Genomic DNA, 22,897 nt, shown 5'->3' on the forward strand with positions numbered 1-22,897 from the left:
GACACACACTTTGAGATTTTAAAGTTGGTCCCTATAAAGGGTGCTTGAAAAGATGACCAAAGTGGAGGGAAAAAAACCAGGGAGGTGCAACTAATGTCAGTAATTTCAATGAAACAATTATTAGAAGCAGGTGTGCATTTTGGACACCAAACAAGAAGATGGAATCCTAAGATGGCTCCTTATATCTTTACAGAAAGAAATGGTATATATATTATAGACTTACAAAAAACTGTAAAGAAAGTTGAACAAGCTTACGATTTCGTAAAAGAGGTTGCAGCAAATAATGAAAAGGTATTATTTGTAGGAACTAAAAAGCAGGCACAAGAAGCTATTGAGCAAGAAGCTAAAAGATCTGGAATGTTCTATGTGAACCAAAGATGGTTAGGTGGAATGTTAACTAACTTTAAAACAATCAGAAAAAGAATTGATCGTTTACATGCCTTAATTAAGATGGAAGAAGAAGGAAAATTTGATGTTCTTCCTAAGAAAGAAGTAATTAAGTTAAAGCATGAGCAAGAAAAGCTAGAGAAGTTCTTAGGTGGAATTAAAGATATGAATGAACTTCCAGGAATGATTTTCGTGGTAGATCCAAGAAAAGAGAGAATTGCTATTAAAGAAGCTCAAAGATTAGGAATTCCAGTAGTGGGTATTGTGGATACTAACTGTGATCCTGATGAAGTTGATTATGTAATTCCTGCTAATGACGATGCAATAAGAGCGGTTAAATTAATAACTGCTAAGGTTGCAGATGCTATTATAGAAGGAAAGCAAGGGGAACAAATCGAAGAATAATATAATAAGTAGGTAAGGGTAAAGAAAGGATTTATTCCTTACTTCTCTTACCTTTTTCTATATGACAAGGAGGAGTTTAAAATGGCTATTACTGCAGCTATGATAAAAGAATTAAGAGTTAGCACTGGTGCTGGAATGATGGATTGTAAGAAGACTTTAATAGAAGCAGAAGGTAACATGGACAAAGCAATCGAACTTCTAAGAGAAAAGGGATTAGCTAAAGCAGCTAAGAAATCTGGAAGATTAGCTTCAGAAGGTATTGTAGAATCTTACATCCATGGAGGAAGAATCGGAGTATTAGTAGAAGTAAACAGTGAAACTGACTTCGTTGCTAAAAATGATGAATTTAAGCAATTCGTTAAGGATGTAGCTATGCAAATTGCAGCAGCAAATCCACAATACATATCAAGAGAAGAAGTATCTCAAGCAGAGATTGAAAAAGAAAAAGAAATATTAAGAAACCAAGCTTTAAATGAAGGTAAGCCAGAAAAAATCGTTGATAAGATGGTTGAAGGTAGAATTGAAAAGCATTATAAAGAAATTTGCTTACTTGAGCAACCTTTCATTAAGGATCCTGACGTAACTGTGGGAGACTTATTAACTGCTAAAATTGCAAAAATAGGTGAAAACTTATCTATTAGAAGATTTGCAAGATTTGAAGTTGGAGAAGGTTTAGAGAAAAAAGAAGAGAACTTTGCTGAAGAAGTTGCAAAACAAATAAATAAGTAATTAAAAACTTAAGATGGAGAACACAAATAGTGTTCTCCTTTTTACAAAGGTAGGAAATCATAAACTTATGAAAAATGGTGGGGAATATAATTTTCTTCATGTATAATAAAAGATAATTTTTTTTATTTAAATATGAAAATAGATTGAATGTTGACCATAATGAAGGGTTTTGTAAGTTTTTATAGAATATTATAAACGGAGGTCATGGTAGTGAGTCCCAAATACAAAAGAGTAATCTTAAAATTAAGTGGAGAAGCCTTAGCTGGAGAAAATGGCTTTGGCATAGATGGTAATACTGTTAGTGCTATAGCAAAGCAGGTAAAGGAGCTACACGAATTAGGTATAGAAGTGGCTATAGTTGTAGGTGGAGGCAATTTCTGGAGAGGTAGAACTGGTGAAGGTATGGACAGAACCACAGCTGATTATATGGGAATGCTTGCTACTGTAATAAATGCTTTGGCTCTTCAAGATGCCCTAGAAGGTATGGATGTTCTTACAAGAGTGCAAACAGCCATAGAAATGAGACAAATTGCAGAACCATATATAAGAAGAAAAGCAGTTAGACATTTGGAGAAGGCAAGGGTTGTTATCTTTGCATCTGGTACGGGAAATCCATATTTTTCAACGGATACAACAGCAGCTTTAAGGGCAGCTGAAATTGAAGCTGAAGTAATACTTCTGGCTAAAAAGGTAGATGGAGTTTATGATTCAGATCCAAATATAAATAAAGATGCAAAAAAATTCGATGAATTAAGTTACATAGATGTATTAAATAAGGGATTAGGAGTTATGGATTCTACTGCTACGTCCTTGTGTATGGACAATAAAATTCCTATATTAGTGTTTGGGTTAAACGAACCTGAAAACATTAAGAAGGTAATTTTAGGTGAAAAAATAGGAACTTGTGTAAAATAAGGGAGGAATGAACATGATATTAGAAATTCATAAGGAATTAGAAGAAAAAATGCAAAAGACCATAAGAGTATACAAAGAAGACTTAAATGCCATGCGTGCAGGAAGAGCTAACCCAGCTTTATTAGACAAAATAATGATTGACTATTATGGTTCAAGTACACCACTTAAGCAAATTGCTAATGTATCTGCTCCAGAACCTAGAATGTTAGTGGTTCAACCTTATGATCAAACAGCTGTATCTAGCATTGAAAAGGCCATAACTCAATCTGATTTAGGTCTAAACCCTTCAAATGATGGAAAAGTAATTAGATTAGCCATTCCTCAATTGACAGAAGAAAGAAGAAAAGATCTTATAAAGCTAGTTAAGAAGACTGCTGAGGGTTCTAAGGTAGCTATTAGAAATGAGCGTAGAGATGCAAATGATAAATTAAAGAAATTACAGAAAAATGGAGAAATAACAGAAGACGACTTAAAGGGTGCAGAAGAAGAAGTACAACAGTTAACTAATAAATATATAGAAATTATTGATGAATTATTAAAGAAAAAAGAAAAGGAAATGATGGAGGTATAATAATTGGATAATCTCCAAATGATTTTAGGTTTTCAATTGAAAGAAGCTATTAAAGTTCTTGAGAATAAGAAACTTAAATACTCTATTACTGAAACTTTTTCTCCTAAAAAGAAAGAGAAAGTAGGAGAATGTAGAGTTATTAATATGAAAAATGAAAATAATATAATTGAATTAATAGTTAGCTATTTTTAACCCCCTGTACTGGGGGTTAAAAATTATTAAATCAGGAGATGTGATTTATGAAGACAATAAAAAACATATTTGGCCCTAAAGAAGAAGATATCCAATTGGATATGGAAAATATTCCAAGACATGTTGCCATTATTATGGATGGCAATGGTAGGTGGGCAAAAAAAAGAGGATTACCTCGAACTGCGGGACATAAAGCGGGAATTGAGGTCCTCAGAGAAGTCATTAAGGCTTCGTCAGAATTGAAAATCGAATTCTTAACTTTGTATGCATTTTCCACAGAAAATTGGAAAAGACCAAAAGAAGAAGTTTCGGCTTTAATGAAACTATTAGTTTATTACTTGCAAAAGGAAGTAAAGGAATTGCATAAAAATAAGGTGAGAATTAGAACGATTGGTGACATAACCCAACTACCCCATCAGGTCATAGGTCAAATCCATAAGGCAGTAGATCTGACAAAAAATAATAAAGGTCTTACAGTTAATATTGCTCTAAATTATGGAGGAAGAGATGAAATTATAAGAGCTGTGAAAAATATATGGAAAGAAAATATGGAAGGAAATATATGTATAGAAAATATGGATGAAGAAAAATTCTCTACATATTTAGATACAGGTCATTTGCCTGACCCAGACTTATTAATAAGACCAAGTGGCGAATTTAGAACTAGCAATTTTCTTTTGTGGCAACTTGCATATGCAGAATTTTGGTTTTCAAATATATATTGGCCCGATTTTGACAAAAAACATCTATATATGGCAATTAGAGATTATCAAATGAGACATAGGAGATTCGGAGGTCTTAAATAAGGGTGGTGTAAATTGTGTTAACTAGGATAATATCAGCGTTAGTAGCAATTCCAATATTTCTATATGTGGTGTTTAAAGGAGACAACACGTTGACAATAGGCGTATTACTTGTATCGACTCTAGCTATTATAGAGTTTTTTAATGCATTTAATAACATTGAAATTAAGCCATCAAAGAGTATAGGCATAATCAGTTGTATAGCCCTATTTGCAATAAATATGTTTAGTCATGAACCTATTAGCTTCTTACCCTTATGGTTTTTTTCTATGGGAGCCCTTGCCTTAGTAAAAATGGTATTAGACAATAAGTTTACAATTAAGGATACTGTAGTTACCATAACGGGATTGTTCTATGTATCTTTTTTGGCAAATCATATAGCTTTAATGACTAAGAATGAAAACTATGGTAAGTTTGTTTGGCTTATTTTTATAATTGCATGGGCCACTGATACGTGCGCATATTTCACAGGTTATTTATTTGGGAAGAATAAACTATGTCCTCAAATTAGCCCTAAAAAAACAATTGAAGGTGCCCTTGGAGGTATTTTAGGAAGTGTATTAGTAAGTATCATATATTCTTATTACTTTATACCTAAATATGTAATTCATTTTGCCATAATAGGGTTAATAGGAAGTATATTAGGACAAATAGGTGATTTAGTAGCATCTATGTTTAAAAGATATTGTGAAATTAAAGATTATGGAAAAATCATGCCTGGACATGGAGGCATATTAGATAGATTTGATAGTATATTATTTACAGCACCATTAGTTTATTACTATGTTACATTTATGCTGTAATATGAAAAAAATAAGTTTATAATAGACAAATTACTATTTTTCATAAGTAGTATTAAAAAGTACTAGGAGATTAAGTTATATATTCATTAATAAATCCATAAGATAAATGAAAGGATGGTCTAATGAAGAATATTAGCATTTTAGGTTCCACAGGTTCAATTGGAACACAGGCACTAGAGGTGGTTAGAAGTAATAAGGGAAAATTTAAAGTTGTGGGATTAACGGCAGGAAAAAACATAGATTTATTAGAAAAACAAATAAGAGAGTTTAATCCAAAAGTAGTAGCACTTATGGATGAAGAGAAATCTATGGAGTTAAAAAAAAGAATTTCTCATATGGATGTGGAAATTTTAAGTGGTATAGAAGGTTTAAATAGGGTGGCTACACTAAAGTCAACTCAAATAGTTTTAACATCAGTAGTTGGAATGGTAGGTCTAGTACCTACTATGAAAGCTATAGAAGCTAAAAAGGATATAGCACTGGCTAATAAGGAAACCTTAGTAACAGCTGGTAAAATAGTTATGGATGCAGCAAAGAAAAACAAGGTTAAAATATTGCCTGTAGATAGTGAGCATAGTGCCATATTTCAATCCCTTTCTGGGTATGAGAACAAGGATATTAATAGGGTTATTTTAACTGCCTCAGGAGGACCTTTTAGAGGACTAAAAAGGGATGAAGTAAAGGATAAAAAGGTAAATGAAGCCTTAAAACATCCTAAGTGGAATATGGGTAAGAAAATTAGTATTGATTCAGCTACTTTAATGAATAAGGGCCTTGAGGTCATAGAGGCAAAGTGGTTATTTGATGTGGAACCAGAACAAATAGAAGTGGTAGTACACCCACAAAGCATAATTCATTCTATGGTAGAATATAAGGATTCTTCCATAATATCTCAGATGGGCTACCCTGATATGAGGGTTCCTATACAATATGCATTAACTTATCCTAAAAGAACAAAGAATAACTATGAAAGAACAGATTTTTACAAAATAGGGCAACTTACCTTTGAAAAAGCAGATACAGAAACTTTTCCATGCCTAGAACTGGCATATGAAGCACTGAAAAAAGGTGGAAGCTATCCTGCTGTATTAAATGGTGCAAATGAAGAATTAGTAGAATTATATATACAAGAAAAAATTAAATTTTATGATATTTCAGATACTATAAAAGAAGTGCTAGAAGCACATGTTCCTAAATATAATTTTAATGTGAAAGATATTATCCAGATTGACAAATGGTCTAGAGACTTTGTGAAAAATAAATTTAAAGGAGTGTAATTATGACAACATTCATAGTTGCCGTTTTGGTTTTTGGCATATTAGTACTTTTTCATGAATTTGGACATTTTAGTGTGGCTAAGCTTGTAGGTATAAAGGTTCATGAATTTGCAATTGGCATGGGTCCTAAAATTATTAGTTATAAGGGCCAAGAAACAAGATACTCAGTAAGGATACTTCCCATAGGCGGATACGTTAAAATGGAAGGAGAAGATGAAAAATCATCTGATGAAAGAAGCTTTAATAATAAACCCCTATGGGCAAGACTAGGTGTCATAATAGCAGGACCCTTAATGAACTTTGTATTGGCTGTCATAGTATTTAGTACAATATCTTATTCAGTAGGATTTGCAACTACTGTAGTGGCAGAAGCTACAAAGGATTTACCAGCTTATAAAGCAGGACTTAAAAGTGGAGATAAAATAATAGCTATAAATGATAAAAAAGTACGTACTTGGGATGAAATTGTTAAGAATATAAGTGAGTCAAAGGATGATATAAAAATATCCTATGAACGAAATGATAAAAGCGAACATGTATATATAACTCCTGCAGTAAATAAAGAAGACAATAGAAGGATAATAGGTATATCGCCCAAAATTGAAAAATCAATTATTAAATCTATTGAAAATAGCTTTGACAGAATAATTTTTATAATAGGTGAAATGTTTAGTTTCTTCAGTAGATTATTTGGAGGTAAGGCATCAGCTAGTGAAGTGGTAGGTCCTGTAGGTATTATTCATTTAGTTGGAGAGGCTGCTAAAACTAATATATATAATGTATTATTTTTAACGGGATTAATTAGCATAAACTTAGGAATGGTTAACCTATTACCTATACCAGCTTTAGATGGAGGTAGAATAATATTTTTACTATTTGAGGCAATTAATGGTAAACCCCTAGACCCCGATAAGGAAGGTATGATTCATTTTACAGGGTTTGTATTACTTATGGGATTAATGATTTTTATGGTATGGAAAGACTTAGGAAGATTTGTGTTTTAACCTATGGGTATAACTATCTTATGAAGAGAGTTGAATAATATGAGAATTAATAGAAAAATCACAAAAAAAATTAATGTTGGAGAAGTTACCATTGGAGGTGACTCTCCTATTTTAATTCAATCAATGACTAATACGGATACAAGGGATGTATTAGCTACAGTAAATCAAATAAACAAATTAATAGAGGCAGGCTGTGAAATTGTTAGAATTGCCATACCTGACATGGAGGCTGCAAAGGCCGTTTCTGAAATAAAAAAACAAGTTAATGTGCCATTAGTTGCAGATATACACTTTGACTATAGATTAGCACTAGAGTGTATGGATAATGGAATTGATAAATTAAGACTAAATCCTGGTAATATAGGAAGTGCTCAGAGAGTAGAGATGGTAGTAAAAAAAGCTAAGGAGAAAAACATACCCATAAGAATTGGTGTAAATGGGGGTTCTTTAGATAAAAAAATACTAGATAAATATGGGAAAGTGACAGCAGAGGCCCTAGTAGAAAGTGCCCTAGACCATGTGGCAATTTTAGAAAAGTTAAACTTTAATGATATTATAATATCATTAAAGGCATCAGATGTTAAATTGACATTAGATGCTTATAGGTTAATGTCTAGGAAAGTTGATTATCCATTACATGTGGGAGTGACGGAAGCTGGTACCATATACAAGGGGACTATTAAGTCATCAATAGGTATAGGAGCCCTTTTATTAGATGGAATAGGAGATACTATAAGAGTATCCTTAACGGGAGACCCTGTAGAGGAAGTAAAGGTAGGGAGAGAAATATTAAGATCAATAGGAATAAGAAACTTTGGAATTAATATGATATCTTGCCCTACTTGTGGAAGATGTCAAATAAATTTAATAGAATTGGCTGGGCGAATTGAGAAAAAGCTAGAAAATATTCAAAAACCCATTTCAGTAGCCATAATGGGCTGTGCAGTAAATGGCCCAGGTGAGGCTAAAGAAGCAGATATAGGTATAGCCGGTGGAAATGGTAGTGCACTACTATTTAAAAAGGGGAAAATAGTAGGAAAGATAGATGAGAATAAGGTTGAAGAAGTCTTATTAGAAGAGATAAGTAAGATGTAGGAGAAAGGAGAAAATAATTGCTTAGATTAAAGGAATTATCTAAGAAGTTTAATTCAGATAAAGTACCAAAGGACAATAGTATAGTTGACAAAATTGTATACGATAAAAAGAAGAAGGAATTAAATATAATAATAAATGCAGACGAAATAATAAATAATGAATCATTAGATGTATTAAAAGGAAATATACTAAAAGAACTGAATTTTATATGTCAGTTAAGTCTTAAAATAAAATATAAGAATTTAAGTGTAAGGGATAATATAAGATCCTATTGGCCTAACATAGTACATGCACTAAAGGATGAACATCCATCTATAGTAGCTTGGTTAAACAAACCTAAAATGGAATTTGAAAATGAATATTTAAATATACTATTAGAGAATAATATGGGCATAGATTATTTGAAAAATAAAAGTATAGATTATTTTATTAAGCAAAACATTAGAAACGCCTTTGATGAAGATCTTAAAATACAATTTTTGATGAAGAACAATGATATAAAAGAATACTTGAAAGAAAAAGATGCCCAAACACAGTCTATGGTAAAGGATATGGTAGTAAGGGAAGAAAGATCTAGTTTTAAGTCTAATACAAAAAAGGACGAAGAAAATAACATTATTGATTCTATTGGTAAAAAGATTACAGATGGAGAAATTGCCACATATGAAATAACAGATGAGTCAGGAATGGTAGTCGTTAAAGGTGAACTAATAGATATGGAAATTAGGGAACTTAAAAGTGGCAAATTCTTATTTAACATTAGTATAACTGATTATAAGGGTACTATTGGAGTAAAGTTATTTATAAAGAAAGAAGATAAGGAAGGAACTGAAGCTTTATTCAAGAAAGGTCAATTTTATAAAATCAGAGGAGAAGCAAGATATGATACCTTCTCTAAAGAAGTAATCGTAATGGCTAGAGATGTGATGAAAAGCATGCCAATAGATATACGTGAGGATTTTGAAAAGGAAAAGAGGGTAGAGTTACATGCCCATACCCAAATGAGTTCCATGGATGGTGTAGTTTCTGCCACATCTTTAGTAAATAGAGCTGCTAAGTGGGGTCACAAGGCTATTGCCATAACAGATCATGGTGTAGTACAAGCCTTTCCAGAAGCCATGTCTGCTGCCAAGAAAAATAATATAAAGGTCATATATGGGGTGGAAGGGTACTTAGCAAATGATGGAGAACCCATAGTTGTAAATCCTAATAATTTAGATTTAGACCAAACTTTTATAGTCTTTGATATAGAGACTACAGGCCTTTCAAGTAAGAATGATAAAATCACAGAAATTGGGGCTGTAAAGATTAAAGATGGTGAAGTGATAGATTCATTCAATGAGTTAATAAATCCACAAAAGTCTATTCCATTAAAAATCGTTGAACTCACTGGAATAACAAACGAAATGGTTAGAAACAAGCCAACTATAGAACATATTCTTCCTAGATTCATGGAATTTATAAAGGACTATCCTGTAGTTGCTCATAATGCAAGTTTTGATACTTCCTTCATAATGGAGAATTGCGAAAGAATAAATATATCCTTTAATAATCCTATACTAGATACATTAAAGCTTTCTAAAATACTATTGCCAAAACTAAAGAGGTATAAACTAAATGTAGTGGCTAAGGAATTGGGAATAGCACTAGTTAATCACCATAGGGCTGTTGATGATGCTAAGGCCACAGGGGAAATCTTTATAAAATTTTTAGGAATGCTAAAGGAAAAGAATATAAATAGACTAGACAAAATAAATAAATTGTATTCAGATTTGGTAGATGTGAAAAAACTAGATACTTATCATATTGTAATATTAGTGAAAAATTATATAGGTCTTAAAAATTTATACAAAATAATTTCAGAGGCCCATATTAAAAACTTCTACAAAAGACCAAGAATAACAAAATCACTATTATCAAGTATGAGAGAGGGTCTTATAATTGGAACGGCCTGTGAGGCAGGTGAATTATATAGAGCCATATTGAGTAATAAAAGTGAAAAAGAAATAGAGGAAATAGCTAAATTTTACGATTATCTTGAAATACAGCCTATTTGCAATAATACATTTTTAATAGAAAAGGGCCTTGTGGCAGATAAAGAAGAATTAAAAGATACTAATAGAAAAATTGTGGCCCTGGGAGAAAAACTGAATAAGCCTGTTGTGGCAACGGGGGATGTACACTTCTTAGACCCTAAAGATGAAGTATATAGACGAATTCTAATGGCAGGTCAAGGTTTTTCAGATGCGGACAAACAAACACCCCTGCATCTTAAAACTACTGAAGAAATGTTAGAAGAGTTTAGTTATTTAGGTAAAGATATGGCAAGGGAAGTGGTAATAACTAATACTAATAAAATAGCAGATATGGTAGAATCAATATTACCAATCCCTGAAGGTACTTATCCTCCTATTATAGATGGATCTGACGAGGATTTGAGAAACATGTGCTATGAAAAGGCCAAAAGAATCTATGGGGACCCTATTCCAGAGATTGTAATAAAAAGACTTGATAGGGAGTTAAACTCCATTATTAGTAATGGTTATGCAGTTATGTATATAATTTCACAAAAACTTGTTACTAAATCCCTAGAAGATGGATACTTAGTAGGGTCAAGGGGTTCTGTAGGTTCTTCCTTTGTAGCTACTATGAGTGATATAACAGAAGTTAATCCATTACCACCCCATTATGTGTGCCCAAAGTGTAAACACTCAGAGTTTATAACAGATGGTTCCATTGGTAGTGGAGCAGACCTTTCAGATAAAAATTGTCCTAAATGTGAAAGTGTGTATATAAAAGATGGTCATGAGATTCCCTTTGAAGTATTCTTAGGCTTTGAAGGAGATAAAGAGCCTGATATAGATCTAAACTTTGCAGGGGAATATCAACCAACTGCCCATAAATATACGGAAGAATTATTTGGAGAGGGTCATGTATATAGGGCAGGAACCATTGGTACAATTGCAGAAAAGACAGCCTATGGTTTTGTGAAAAAATACCACGACGAAAGGGAAAAAATTGTAAATTTCAGAGAGATAGATAGATTATCAAAGGGGTGTACTGGAGTTAAAAGAACTACAGGGCAACATCCAGGTGGAGTTATGGTTGTTCCTCACTATAAGGATGTATTTGATTTTTCTCCTATCCAATATCCTGCAAATGATAGTTCATCTGGGGTAATAACAATGCACTTTGATTATCACTCCATAAGTGGTAGAATACTTAAACTAGATATACTAGGTCATGATGTTCCCACTATTATAAGGATGCTTCAGGACATAACAGGTATAGACCCAACCCATATAGATTTAGGAGATGAGGAAACTATAAGTATATTCACATCTCCAAAGGCACTTAAAATACAAGATGAGGATTTTAAGTGTGAAGTAGGAAGTCTTGGGGTACCAGAATTTGGAACTAAATTTGTAAGACAAATGCTTGTGGATACACAGCCTACTACCTTTGCAGAACTGGTTCGAATAAGTGGATTATCCCATGGAACGGATGTATGGTTAAATAACGCACAGGATTTGGTAAGACAAAATATAGCCCAATTAAAGGATGTTATATCTACTAGGGATGATATTATGAACTATCTTATATTAAAGGGACTTCCTCCTAAATCTGCCTTTAAAATAATGGAAAAGGTTAGAAAGGGTAAGGGTTTATCAGAGGAAGATGAAGAAATGATGGTCGAAAATAAAGTTCCTAGTTGGTATATAGAATCATGTAAAAAAATCAAATACATGTTCCCTAAGGCTCATGCCGTTGCATATGTTATGATGTCCTTTAGATTGGCATATTTTAAAGTTCACCACCCTCTGGCTTTCTATGCCACATATTTTACCACTAAAGCATCTGATTTTGATGCAGAATTAGTTGTTAAGGGAAAAGAAACTGTAAGAGAAAAAATAAAAGAATTAGAGAGTATGCAAAATAACCTTACCCAAAAGGAAAAGGACTTACTCACAGTTTTAGAGGTGGTAAATGAAATGTATTCAAGGGATTTTGATTTTAAAAGGGTTCATGTATATGAATCCCATTATAATAAATTTCAAATAGAAGATGGAAAATTACTACCACCATTAATTGCACTTCAAGGTGTTGGGGAAAATGCTGCAAAGAGTATATATGAATGCAAGGATGATGGAGAATTTATCTCTATGGAGGATCTAAGAAATAGGGCCAAGGTTACTAAGACTGTAATAGAAACATTAAAGAACCATGGATGTTTAAAGGGAGTACCAGAAACTAATCAGTTAAGTTTGTTTTAATAGTTATAGATTAAATATGTGTAATATGCCTTAATCTGTATTAAACTCTATTTTACACTTGCGTCACTATTTCATATGTGATATCATTAAAACGATAATCATATAATTTTCTGTTAAAAAGAGTGGGAAAAACCCACTCTTTGCATTTATTAAGAAATCATAGAGAATAATATATTTAAACTTTTATAAAAATATGTATATAGAAATAAAACAAGGGAGGGATATTATGTCAAAGAAGCGTACTGTGGAAATAGTAGAAGAATTGGCTATTCCTATCATAGAAGAAAATAAATTTGAATTAGTTGATGTGGAATTTGTAAAAGAAGGACCACATTGGTTTTTACGATTATACATAGATAAAGACGGAGGTATAGGATTAGATCATTGTCAATTAGTAAGTGAAAAAATAAGTAAGAAATTAGACGAAGTAGATCCTATAGAACATAATTACTATTTAGAAGTATCTTCACCAGGAATAGATAGACCACTTAAAAAGGATAGAGATTTTGAGAAATATAAAGGTGAACAGATAGAAATATTTTTATATGCTCCATATGAGGGCAAAAAGGTCCTTCAAGGTGAATTGTTAGGACTAGAAAATAATGAAATTAAAGTAAAAGATGAAAATAACAATATAATTAATATAGGAAGAAACAAAGTTTCTAAAGTTAAATTAGCTGTTATTTTCTAAATTAAGGAGGTGTGGCAAATGAATGCAGACTTTATTGACGCATTAGAGCAAATAGAGAAGGAAAAGGGCATATCTAAGGAAATATTAATAGACGCTATAGAAGCTGCATTAATCTCTGCTTATAAAAGAAACTATGGAACGTCACAAAATGTTAAGGTGTACATAAATAGGGAAACAGGAGAGGTTAGAGTTTTTTCAGCTAAGAGCGTAGAGGAATTTGTAGAGGATGAGTTACTGCAAATTAGCCTAGAGGAAGCAAAGGAAATTGATAGAAACTACGAAATTGGAGACATGATTGAAAGAGAAGTGACTCCAAAGAACTTTGGTAGAATAGCAGCTCAAACTGCTAAACAGGTAGTAGTACAAAGAATTAGAGAAGCTGAAAGAGGTATTATATATGATGAATTCGTAAACAAGGAAAGCGAAATTGTCACTGGTATTATACAAAGAATGAGCAAAGGTAATGTATATATTAACTTAGGTAAAGCAGAATCTATTTTATCTCCTACAGAACAAATACCAGGAGAAACTTATAATCATAATGATAGAATAAAAACATATATTGTAGAAGTTAAAAAGACTACAAAGGGACCTCAAATATTAGTATCTAGAACACATCCAGGATTAGTTAAAAGATTGTTTGAATTAGAAGTACCTGAAATTCATGATGGTGTTGTAGAAATTAAGAGCATATCAAGAGAAGCAGGTTCTAGAAGTAAAATCGCTGTATATTCTCATGACGAAAATGTAGATCCTGTGGGAGCGTGTGTGGGACACAAAGGTGTGAGAGTACAGACTATTGTAAATGAGTTAAAGGGAGAAAAAATCGACATTATAAAATGGAGTGAAAATCCTGAAGAACTTATAGCAAGTTCATTGAGTCCATCTAAAGTATTAAAAGTAATTGTCAATGAAGAAGAAAAAACAGCTTTAGTTGTGGTTCCTGATTATCAATTATCTTTAGCAATAGGAAAAGAAGGGCAAAATGCTCGATTAGCTGCAAAACTCACAAATTGGAAAATTGATATCAAAAGTGAATCACAATATAGCCAGTCTTTAGAAATATAATCAAGGAGGTATATTATGGTAAGAGCCAAAAAGATTCCTCTTAGACAATGTCTTGGTTGTATGGAAAGTAAGCCAAAAAAAGAATTAATTAGAGTTGTAAGATCAAAGGATGGTCAAATAAGTATAGACAAAACAGGTAAATTAGCTGGCAGAGGCGCATATATATGTGATGATATTCAGTGCTTTAATAAACTTAAGAAAAAAAGAGGTTTAAATAGAGCGTTTAGTCAAGAAATTTCAGAAGAAATATATGAACAACTATGTGGAGAGATAAAAGGTGATGAAAAATAAAATTTATTCTATGCTAGGGTTAGCACAAAGGTCAGGAAATCTCATGACCGGAGAAGACACTTGTCTTATGGATATAAAAAAAGGAAAAATAAATTTAGTCATTGTGGCAGATGATGCTTCAGAGAATACTAAAAAGAAATTTAAGGATGCATGCGCATATAGGAACATTAAATTTTTAGTATATGGAGAAAGAGAAGAACTTTCCCATGCCATTGGAAAGTACAATAGGGCGGTTTATGCAGTTAGGGATAAGGGTTTTTCAGAAAAAATATGTTCTCTCATAGAAACCAATTAATAGCCTAAATAAATTTGGGGGTGAATGCATATGTCAAAAACTAGGGTATATCAATTAGCTAAAGAATTAGACATATCAAGCAAAGAACTTATAAGTAAATTAGAAGAATATGATGTGGAAGTAACAAATCATATGAGCACTTTAGAAGATGATATTATAGAAATTATTAAGGAACTTTACAAATCTGGTGAGGGAAATATGAACTCTGCAGACGATGAAAATGCAATCGGATTGCCAGAGAGTATTTCTGTAAAGGATTTTTGTGATAAAATAGGCAAGTCAGTTACTGAGGTCATGACTAAGTTAGTATCTATGGGCGTATTTGCAACTATAAACCAAGAAATAGATTTTGAAACGGCTGAAACTCTTGCTTTAGAATTTGATGTAGCTGTTAAATTAGAAGGTGCAGAGGAAGAAGAAGCAGAATATGGGATTGAGGATTTTGAAGATGATCCAAAGGATTTAAAAGATAGACCACCAGTTATAACTGTTATGGGGCATGTTGACCATGGAAAAACATCTCTTTTAGATGCTATTAGAGAGACTAATGTAACTGCTAAAGAAGCAGGTGGAATTACTCAGCATATAGGTGCATCAGAGGTCTATGTAGACGGTAAGAAAATTGTATTTTTAGATACACCAGGACATGAGGCCTTTACATCTATGAGGGCTAGAGGAGCTAGTATTACAGATATAGCCATATTGGTTGTAGCAGCAGATGATGGTGTTATGCCTCAGACTAAAGAGGCTATAAACCATGCTAAGGCTGCAGGAGTACCAATAATTGTGGCTATAAATAAAATGGATAAACCAGGATCAAACCCAGATAGAGTAAAGCAAGAATTATCTGAACATGGAATTTTAGTGGAGGATTGGGGTGGCGACACTATTTCTGTTCCCGTATCTGCACTTAAAGGTGAAGGTATTGACAATCTTTTAGAAATGATAGTGTTGGCAGCAGAAATGCAAGAATTAAAAGCCAACCCTAATAGATTAGGTACTGGAGTTGTAATTGAAGCGAAACTTGATAAGAGTAGAGGGCCTGTGGCTACTGTTTTAGTACAAAAGGGTAACTTAAAGGTTGGAGACCCTATTGTGGCAGGTGCTTCCTTTGGTAGAGTTAGAGCCATGATAAATGATAAGGGTAAAAATATTAAAAAAGCTAACCCATCAACTGCAGTTGAAATATTAGGTTTATCAGATGTTCCAAATGCGGGAGATACTTTTAATGCAGTTAAAAGTGATAAGCTTGCAAGACAAATTGGAGAAAAGAGAAAAGCTAAGTTTAGAGAAGCTAACTTAAATGCTACTACAAAAGTATCATTAGAAGATTTATTTATGCATATTCAAGAAGGAGAAGTTAAAGAACTAAATATAATTGTTAAGGCAGATGTTCAAGGTTCTGTTGAGGCTGTAAAACAATCTTTAGCTAAATTATCCAATAATGAAGTTAAAATAAATGTAATTCATGGTGGTGTAGGTACTGTTACTGAATCAGACATTCTACTGGCTACAGCTTCTAATGCTATTATAATAGGATTTAATGTAAGACCATCATCTGCAGTATCTAACATGGCTGAAAGAGAAAATGTAGATGTAAGAATTTATAGGGTTATCTATGAAGCTATAGAAGATGTGCAAAAGGCAATGAAGGGTATGCTAGATCCAGAATTTAGAGAAGCTGTTATAGGTAAAGCAGAAGTAAGAGCAACATTTAAAGTACCTAACATTGGAACTATAGCTGGTGCATATGTGAAAGAAGGTAAGATGGCTAGAAATGCTAAGATGAGATTAGTAAGAGATGGAATAGTAATCTTTGAAGGAGATGTATCATCACTTAAGAGATTTAAGGATGATGCAAAGGAAGTTCAAACTGGATACGAATGCGGTATAGGAATTGCAAACTATAATGATCTTAGAGAAGGAGATATTATAGAAGCTTATATAATAGAAGAAATTAAAAGAGACTAGTAAAGAAGGGTGATAAAAAATGGGGTATATGAGAGCTAATAGGATAGCTGGAGAAATAAAAAAGATAGTTAGCCAAATGATAATGAATGAACTTAAAGACCCTAGGATTTCTTCACTAACTAGTATTGTAGAGGTAAAAGTAACACGTGATTTAAGATATGCAAACATTTATGTTAGTGTGTTTGGAAATGAGAAGGAAAGAGAGTCAACACTAGAAGCATTAAATAATTCTAGTGGATTTGTCAGAAGGGAAATTGGAAAACAACTGAAGTTAAGATATACACCAGAACCAATTTTTGAAAATGATAACTCAATAGAAAATGGAATGTATATATCCGGATTGATAAAAAAAATCAATGATGGTGTTGATAATGAATAATAGATTAATTGAAATCATAAAGGTGATAAAAACATCTAACAAAATCATAATTCTTCCTCATATTATGCCTGATGGTGATACTATTGGTTCGTCTATGGCACTGTGTTTAGCTCTTAAAAGCCTGGGCAAGGACGTTAAGATTATAATGGATGAACCTTTACCTAATAACATTAAATTTATTGAATTTGAAGGAATAAATGAATGGGCATATGAATTTCAATATGATTTATGTATTACTATAGATTCTAGCGATACAGAAAGACTAGGAAAGAGAAGCGAATACCTTAAGGGAAATACCATTAACATTGATCATCACATCACTAATGATTTTTATGGTGAATATAATTTAGTGGATCCAAAGGCAGCAGCCACTGGTGAGATAGTATATGACCTTATTAAGAATTTAAATGTACATATGGACAAAAAAATAGCTACTTGTCTTTATACTGCTTTGTCAACAGATACGGGTAGTTTTAAATACGACAATACCACATCTAAGACTCATAAAATTGTAGCAGAATTAATAGATGTAGGAATCAGTGTGAACTCTATAAATGTGGAGTTGTATCAAAATAAACCTATAAACAAGGTTAAGTTGTTAAAGGATGTCATAAATACTATGAAATTTTATTATGACGGAAAAGTAGCTATTATGCATGTGACACAGAAAATGCTAGAAAATAACAAAATGGGCATATCGGATACGGATGGATTAATTGAAATGGGAAGAGACATATGGGGAGTAGAGGTAAGTGTACTATTAAAAGAACTGGAAGAAAAAAAGGTTAAGGTAGGACTTCGATCTAAATATGATGTGGATGTAAGTAAAATTGCTCACATATTTGGAGGAGGAGGCCACAAAAAAGCAGCTGGTTGTTTGATAAATGATAGTATTAAAAAAGTTAATGAAATCATAATAGAGAACATAGAAGAATACTTGTAGGTGATATAGTGAATGGAATTATGAATATACTAAAACCTCCTAATATGACTTCCCATGATGTGGTAGGGTTAATACGAAGAACATTAAAAATAAAAAAAGTAGGCCATACGGGCACACTAGATCCAATGGCATGTGGAGTTTTACCCATATGTATAGGGCAGGCTACAAAAGTAAGTCAATATTTACTTAATGATAGAAAAAAATACAGATGTGAAATGGTCTTAGGATCTAATACAGATACACAGGATAGATGGGGTACTATAGTTAATGAAAGACCAGTGAATGTAGACGAGAAAGAAATACTTGGAGTTTTTGAAGAGTTTAAAGGTGAAATTCTTCAAACTCCTCCCATGTATTCTGCTTTAAAAAAAGATGGGAAAAAATTGTATGAGTTGGCTAGGGAAGGTAAAATTGTAGAAAGAAAAAGCAGAAAAATATGTATATACAATATTGAAGTTATTAAAATTTCAGGTAACAATATATTATTTGATGTGGAATGTTCTAAGGGAACCTATGTTAGAACCATATGTGAAGATATAGGTAATAAACTTGAATGTGGGGCACATATGACCTTTCTTTTAAGAACTCAAACAGGTGGTTTTAGCTTAAAAGATACAGTTACTATAGAAGATATAGAGAACTTATCTATAGAAGAATTAGAGGAAAAGCTTTACTCCCTAGATTATCCAATAGAATCTTTTCCTAAGGTAATAGTACACGACTGGGCCGAGAGATTTCTTTTAAATGGAAATACCATATATATGAAAAATATAAAAGAAAATGAAAAATTTAAAGAAGATGACCTGGTAAGAATGTACAGCAAGGATAAGTTTATAGCCATAGGAAGAGTAAAAAAAGATAAGGATAGGAATGTATATATTCATACAGACAGAGTATTTCATTAAAGGGGCAACAAAATGAAAGTAATAAGAAAGTTAAGTGATGTGAATATTAGTGAGGATACGGGGGTTGCCTTAGGCAATTTTGATGGTGTACATATAGGACATCAAACTCTACTTGTGAATTTAGTAGAGACATGTAGACTCAGAAACTTAAAAAGTGTAGTATATACCTTTTCAAATCATCCTAGAGCTTTTACAAGTGAGGATGGGGCACCAAAGAGAATAATGAATTTAAATAAGAAGCTAAGTACATTAAGTGAACTGGGTATAGATTATGTAGTGTTAGTGCCCTTTGATGAATTTCAAATGAAGTTAAAGGCAGAAAGTTTTATAAGAGATATTTTAAAAAATACATTAAAAATGAAGAGTTGTATTGTGGGATTTAATTATAAGTTTGGTTATAAGGCACAGGGAGATACACACTTACTTAGGGAATTATCAAAAGAATACGACTATGAATTAAATGAAATAGATTCTATTGAAATTCAAAGACAAATTGTAAGCAGCACTAATATTAGAAATTTAATTAGTGATGGAAACATTCAAAGAGCTAATCTATTCTTAGGAAAAAAATATTCAATAAATGGACAAGTGGTAGAAGGAAAAAAAGTAGGACGTAAGATAGGCGTGCCAACTGCTAACATTAAGTTAGAGAAAAATATGCTAACTCCGTCTTCTGGTGTATATTTGACAAAGGTGAGTATAGACGGAAAATTATATGATAGTATCACTAATGTGGGATATAATCCTACTTTTAGTCAAGGAGAAATTAACATAGAAACTCATGTGATGAATTTCCGTGAAAATATATATGGTAAAAACATAGAAGTGCATTTTATAGATAAGATTAGGGAAGAAAAAAAATTTCCAAGTGTAGAAGATCTAACTATTCAATTAAAAAAGGATATAGATCTAGCTAAAAATTTTTTCAAAAAAAGACAGTTTACAATTTGGTAATAATATGATAAAATTTACATCTGTAGGGAACCTTAAGCTCGGTAAATGGAGTCACCGACCTTATACCTGGCTTTAGGCGATTGTATAATCAAGGAGGTGAAACACATGACAATGAACAAAGAAAGAAAGAGTGAAGTAATTGCAGCTCACAAAGTACATGACACTGATACTGGATCTCCAGAAGTACAAGTTGCTATTTTAACTACAAGAATCAATGAGTTAAATGAGCATTTAAAAGTACACAAGAAGGACCACCATTCTCGTCGTGGACTATTAAAGATGGTAGGTAAGAGAAGAAATCTTTTAAACTACTTAAAGGACAAAGATATCGAAAGATACAGAGCTGTTATTGCAAAGTTAGGATTAAGAAAATAATTCTATTGAGCGGGGTTTCCCGCTCTATTATTTTAACTAAGGAAAATCAATTTATTAAAATTGATTTTTTATTTTAAATAGTGATAATCTAATTTAACTATACGGATTTTATAAAAGTCGACAAGAATATTTTATTCGTAAGACTTTTTTATTTTAATGTATAGGAATTTTATCTAATATGTAGGAAATAATATAAACTATGTAGAATTAGATTGTATACTATAAAATATAGGAGGTTAGTAATGGAGAGGACATTTACTACGACCATTGGTAATAGAACCTTAGAAGTTGAAACTGGTAAAGTTGCTCAACTTGCTAATGGTTCAGCCGTATTAAGATATGGTGATACGGTAGTACTAGTTACTGCTGTAGCATCAGATGAACCAAAAGCTGGAATAGACTTCTTCCCTCTTAGTGTAGATTATGAGGAAAGATTTTATTCTGTTGGAAAAATTCCAGGTGGATTTATTAAAAGGGAAGGTAGACCAACTGAAAAGGCTGTTTTAACAGCTAGACTTATAGATAGACCTATAAGACCATTGTTTCCAAAGGGATTTAGAAATGATGTACAAGTTATAGCTACTGTAATGTCTGTAGATCAAGACTGTACACCAGATATTGTTTCTATGATAGGTTCTTCTGTGGCACTATCAATTTCTGATATTCCATTTGATGGGCCAACAGCTTCTGTATGCATTGGATTAATAGATGGAGAGTTTGTAATAAATCCAACATCAGCTCAAAGGCAAGAGAGCAAGATGCACTTAGTAGTATCAGGAACAAAGGATGCTATTATGATGGTTGAAGCTGGAGCTGAAATGGTTTCAGAAGAAATCATGTTAAATGCTATCATGTTTGCCCATGAAGAAATAAAAAAGATAATTTCATTTATAGAGGGAATAGTTGCAGAGATTGGAAAAGAAAAAAGAGAAGTGGAACTGAAAAAAATAGATCCTGAAATAGATGAAAAGGTGAGAATATTTGCTACGGAGAAAATGGCAACTGCAATTAAAACTGTAGAAAAATTAGAGCGTAGTGAAAAAATGGACAGGGTAAAGGAAGAAACTTTACTACATTTTGAAGAAGAGTATGAAGAGCAATTAAAGGATGTAGATTCTGTACTTAGTCAGATCATTAAAGAACAAGTTAGATCTATGATTACTAATGAAGGTATAAGACCTGATAATAGAAGTGAAAGTGAAATTAGGCCCATATCTTGTGATGTATCATTACTTCCTCGTGCCCATGGAACAGGCTTATTTACTAGAGGTCAAACTCAAGCTTTAACTGTAGCCACATTAGGAGCTATAGGAGATGCTCAAGTTATAGATGGACTAGGAGAAAGGGAAAGCAAGAGATATATGCACCATTATAACTTCCCACCATATAGTGTAGGAGAAGCAAGATTTTTAAGAGGACCAGGTAGAAGAGAAATTGGACATGGAGCCTTAGCAGAAAGAGCTTTAGTTCCTGTTATTCCTAGTGAAGAAAAATTTCCTTACACTATTAGATTAGTATCTGAAGTACTAAGCTCTAACGGAAGTTCTTCTCAAGCATCCGTTTGTGGTAGTACATTAGCTTTATTAGATGCTGGAGTACCAATTAGTGAACCAGTTGCAGGTATTGCTATGGGTCTTATTAAGGAAAATGAAAAAGTTGCTATTTTAAGTGATATACAAGGAATGGAAGATTTCTTAGGAGATATGGACTTTAAAGTGGCTGGTACTAAGGATGGAGTTACTGCAATTCAAATGGATATTAAAATCCATGGAATAAATAAAGAGATTTTGACTAGGGCATTAGAACAAGCTAGAGTTGGAAGATTACATATATTAGATAAAATGAATGAGGTTATTTCTACTCCAAGGGAAGAAATGTCCCCATATGCACCTAGAATTACAAGTATGACTATTAACACAGAGAAGATTAGAGAATTAATTGGACCTGGTGGAAAGACTATAAATAAAATTATAGATGAAACTGATGTTAAAATTGATATTAATGACGATGGAAAGGTATTTATAATGGCTCAAAGCTTAGAACAAGCAGACAAAGCTATTAAAATGATAGAAGCCATTGTTAAAGATGTGGAAGTTGGACAAATTTATTTAGGTAAAGTAATGAGAATTCTTAAATTTGGAGCTTTCGTGGAAGTACTACCAGGAAAAGAAGGATTAGTACATATTTCTCAGATTGCTAAGGAGAAAATTCCACAAGTTGAAGATGTCCTTAAAGTAGGAGACGAAATCCTAGTTAAGGTTACTGAAATTGATAAGCAAGGAAGAGTAAATTTATCTAGAAAAGCAGTTTTAATAGAACAAGAAAAAGAGAAAGAAAAGGCAAATCAGAAATAGGGAAGACATAAACCATAAGGTTTATGTTTTCTTTTTTTTTTGAAAAACTCAAACATATTTTCATGAAATAGACCCATGTAACTCATATTTCGCATAACTAATTTTACCAAATATAAAGTATAAAAATCTATCATAAATTCCATTATTATAGAAGTAAGAGAATAAAGAGAGGATGGAATTTATGCATAATATAGACTTTCGCTTTAAAACTCATAA

General features: G+C 32.4%; 22 protein-coding genes. All 22 read left to right on the forward strand.

The genetic code is table 11. The features are described 5' to 3' along the window. Positions 1-93: 93 nt before the first annotated feature. The 22 genes from rpsB (at position 94) to pnp (ending at position 22,681) form a co-directional block, all read left to right on the forward strand. Positions 94-792, forward strand: a complete 699-nt coding sequence (gene rpsB, locus N4A57_RS15270) for a 30S ribosomal protein S2 (protein WP_293658897.1) — start codon at positions 94-96, stop codon at positions 790-792. Positions 793-873: 81 nt separating this feature from the next. After that, a complete protein-coding gene (gene tsf, locus N4A57_RS15275; protein WP_293658898.1) occupies positions 874-1,521 on the forward strand; it encodes a translation elongation factor Ts in 648 nt (215 codons plus the stop codon). Between the two features lie 204 nt (positions 1,522-1,725). Then, positions 1,726-2,436 carry a UMP kinase gene (gene pyrH / locus N4A57_RS15280; RefSeq protein WP_293658899.1) on the forward strand — a complete coding sequence of 237 codons (711 nt, stop codon included), beginning with the start codon at positions 1,726-1,728 and terminating at the stop codon, positions 2,434-2,436. 13 nt (positions 2,437-2,449) lie between these two features. Further along, entirely contained in the window at positions 2,450-3,007 is a 558-nt protein-coding gene (gene frr / locus N4A57_RS15285; RefSeq protein WP_293658900.1) for a ribosome recycling factor, read from the forward strand. Between the two features lie 3 nt (positions 3,008-3,010). Continuing rightward, positions 3,011-3,199, forward strand: a complete 189-nt coding sequence (locus N4A57_RS15290) for a hypothetical protein (RefSeq protein WP_293658901.1) — start codon at positions 3,011-3,013, stop codon at positions 3,197-3,199. A 47-nt stretch (positions 3,200-3,246) separates the two neighbouring features. Next, a complete protein-coding gene (locus N4A57_RS15295; RefSeq protein WP_293658902.1) occupies positions 3,247-4,005 on the forward strand; it encodes an isoprenyl transferase in 759 nt (252 codons plus the stop codon). 14 nt (positions 4,006-4,019) lie between these two features. Next, entirely contained in the window at positions 4,020-4,805 is a 786-nt protein-coding gene (locus N4A57_RS15300) for a phosphatidate cytidylyltransferase (RefSeq protein WP_293658903.1), read from the forward strand. A 122-nt stretch (positions 4,806-4,927) separates the two neighbouring features. Continuing rightward, a complete protein-coding gene (locus N4A57_RS15305; protein ID WP_293658905.1) occupies positions 4,928-6,082 on the forward strand; it encodes a 1-deoxy-D-xylulose-5-phosphate reductoisomerase in 1,155 nt (384 codons plus the stop codon). 2 nt (positions 6,083-6,084) lie between these two features. Continuing rightward, a complete protein-coding gene (gene rseP, locus N4A57_RS15310) occupies positions 6,085-7,086 on the forward strand; it encodes an RIP metalloprotease RseP (protein ID WP_293658906.1) in 1,002 nt (333 codons plus the stop codon). A gap of 39 nt (positions 7,087-7,125) precedes the next feature. Beyond that, a complete protein-coding gene (gene ispG, locus N4A57_RS15315; protein ID WP_293658907.1) occupies positions 7,126-8,181 on the forward strand; it encodes a flavodoxin-dependent (E)-4-hydroxy-3-methylbut-2-enyl-diphosphate synthase in 1,056 nt (351 codons plus the stop codon). A 17-nt stretch (positions 8,182-8,198) separates the two neighbouring features. Further along, on the forward strand, positions 8,199-12,455 hold the full coding sequence (locus N4A57_RS15320) for a PolC-type DNA polymerase III (RefSeq protein WP_293658908.1): 4,257 nt from the start codon (positions 8,199-8,201) through the stop codon (positions 12,453-12,455). Between the two features lie 226 nt (positions 12,456-12,681). Beyond that, a complete protein-coding gene (rimP, locus tag N4A57_RS15325; protein ID WP_293658909.1) occupies positions 12,682-13,146 on the forward strand; it encodes a ribosome maturation factor RimP in 465 nt (154 codons plus the stop codon). A gap of 18 nt (positions 13,147-13,164) precedes the next feature. After that, positions 13,165-14,214: a transcription termination factor NusA gene (gene nusA, locus N4A57_RS15330; protein WP_293658910.1), complete on the forward strand. Its 1,050-nt coding sequence runs from the start codon at positions 13,165-13,167 to the stop codon at positions 14,212-14,214. Positions 14,215-14,229: 15 nt separating this feature from the next. Then, positions 14,230-14,505, forward strand: coding sequence for an RNase P modulator RnpM (gene rnpM, locus N4A57_RS15335; protein WP_293658911.1), 276 nt, complete (start codon positions 14,230-14,232; stop codon positions 14,503-14,505). Continuing rightward, the gene (locus N4A57_RS15340; protein ID WP_293658919.1) at positions 14,495-14,800 is read left to right on the forward strand and encodes a L7Ae/L30e/S12e/Gadd45 family ribosomal protein; all 306 of its coding nucleotides are present in this window, start codon (positions 14,495-14,497) and stop codon (positions 14,798-14,800) included. Before rnpM ends, N4A57_RS15340 begins: the two co-directional genes overlap by 11 nt. Before the next feature lie 30 nt (positions 14,801-14,830). Further along, complete coding sequence (gene infB / locus N4A57_RS15345) at positions 14,831-16,771, forward strand: translation initiation factor IF-2 (RefSeq protein WP_293658912.1); 1,941 nt, start codon at positions 14,831-14,833, stop codon at positions 16,769-16,771. Between the two features lie 19 nt (positions 16,772-16,790). Continuing rightward, the gene (gene rbfA, locus N4A57_RS15350; protein WP_293658913.1) at positions 16,791-17,150 is read left to right on the forward strand and encodes a 30S ribosome-binding factor RbfA; all 360 of its coding nucleotides are present in this window, start codon (positions 16,791-16,793) and stop codon (positions 17,148-17,150) included. After that, positions 17,128-18,093 (forward strand): DHH family phosphoesterase, encoded by a 966-nt coding sequence (locus N4A57_RS15355; RefSeq protein WP_293658914.1) that lies wholly within the window; start codon positions 17,128-17,130, stop codon positions 18,091-18,093. Before rbfA ends, N4A57_RS15355 begins: the two co-directional genes overlap by 23 nt. 20 nt (positions 18,094-18,113) lie before the next feature. Next, entirely contained in the window at positions 18,114-18,998 is an 885-nt protein-coding gene (gene truB / locus N4A57_RS15360; protein WP_293658915.1) for a tRNA pseudouridine(55) synthase TruB, read from the forward strand. 12 nt (positions 18,999-19,010) lie between these two features. Further along, complete coding sequence (locus N4A57_RS15365) at positions 19,011-19,952, forward strand: bifunctional riboflavin kinase/FAD synthetase (RefSeq protein ID WP_293658916.1); 942 nt, start codon at positions 19,011-19,013, stop codon at positions 19,950-19,952. A 111-nt stretch (positions 19,953-20,063) separates the two neighbouring features. Next, a complete protein-coding gene (rpsO, locus tag N4A57_RS15370; RefSeq protein WP_442863864.1) occupies positions 20,064-20,327 on the forward strand; it encodes a 30S ribosomal protein S15 in 264 nt (87 codons plus the stop codon). A gap of 242 nt (positions 20,328-20,569) precedes the next feature. Then, positions 20,570-22,681, forward strand: coding sequence for a polyribonucleotide nucleotidyltransferase (gene pnp, locus N4A57_RS15375; protein WP_293658918.1), 2,112 nt, complete (start codon positions 20,570-20,572; stop codon positions 22,679-22,681). Positions 22,682-22,897 lie beyond the last annotated feature (216 nt).

The sequence above is a fragment of the Anaeromicrobium sp. genome (genome assembly GCF_025210435.1).
Taxonomy (GTDB): Bacteria; Bacillota; Clostridia; order Peptostreptococcales; family Thermotaleaceae; genus Anaeromicrobium.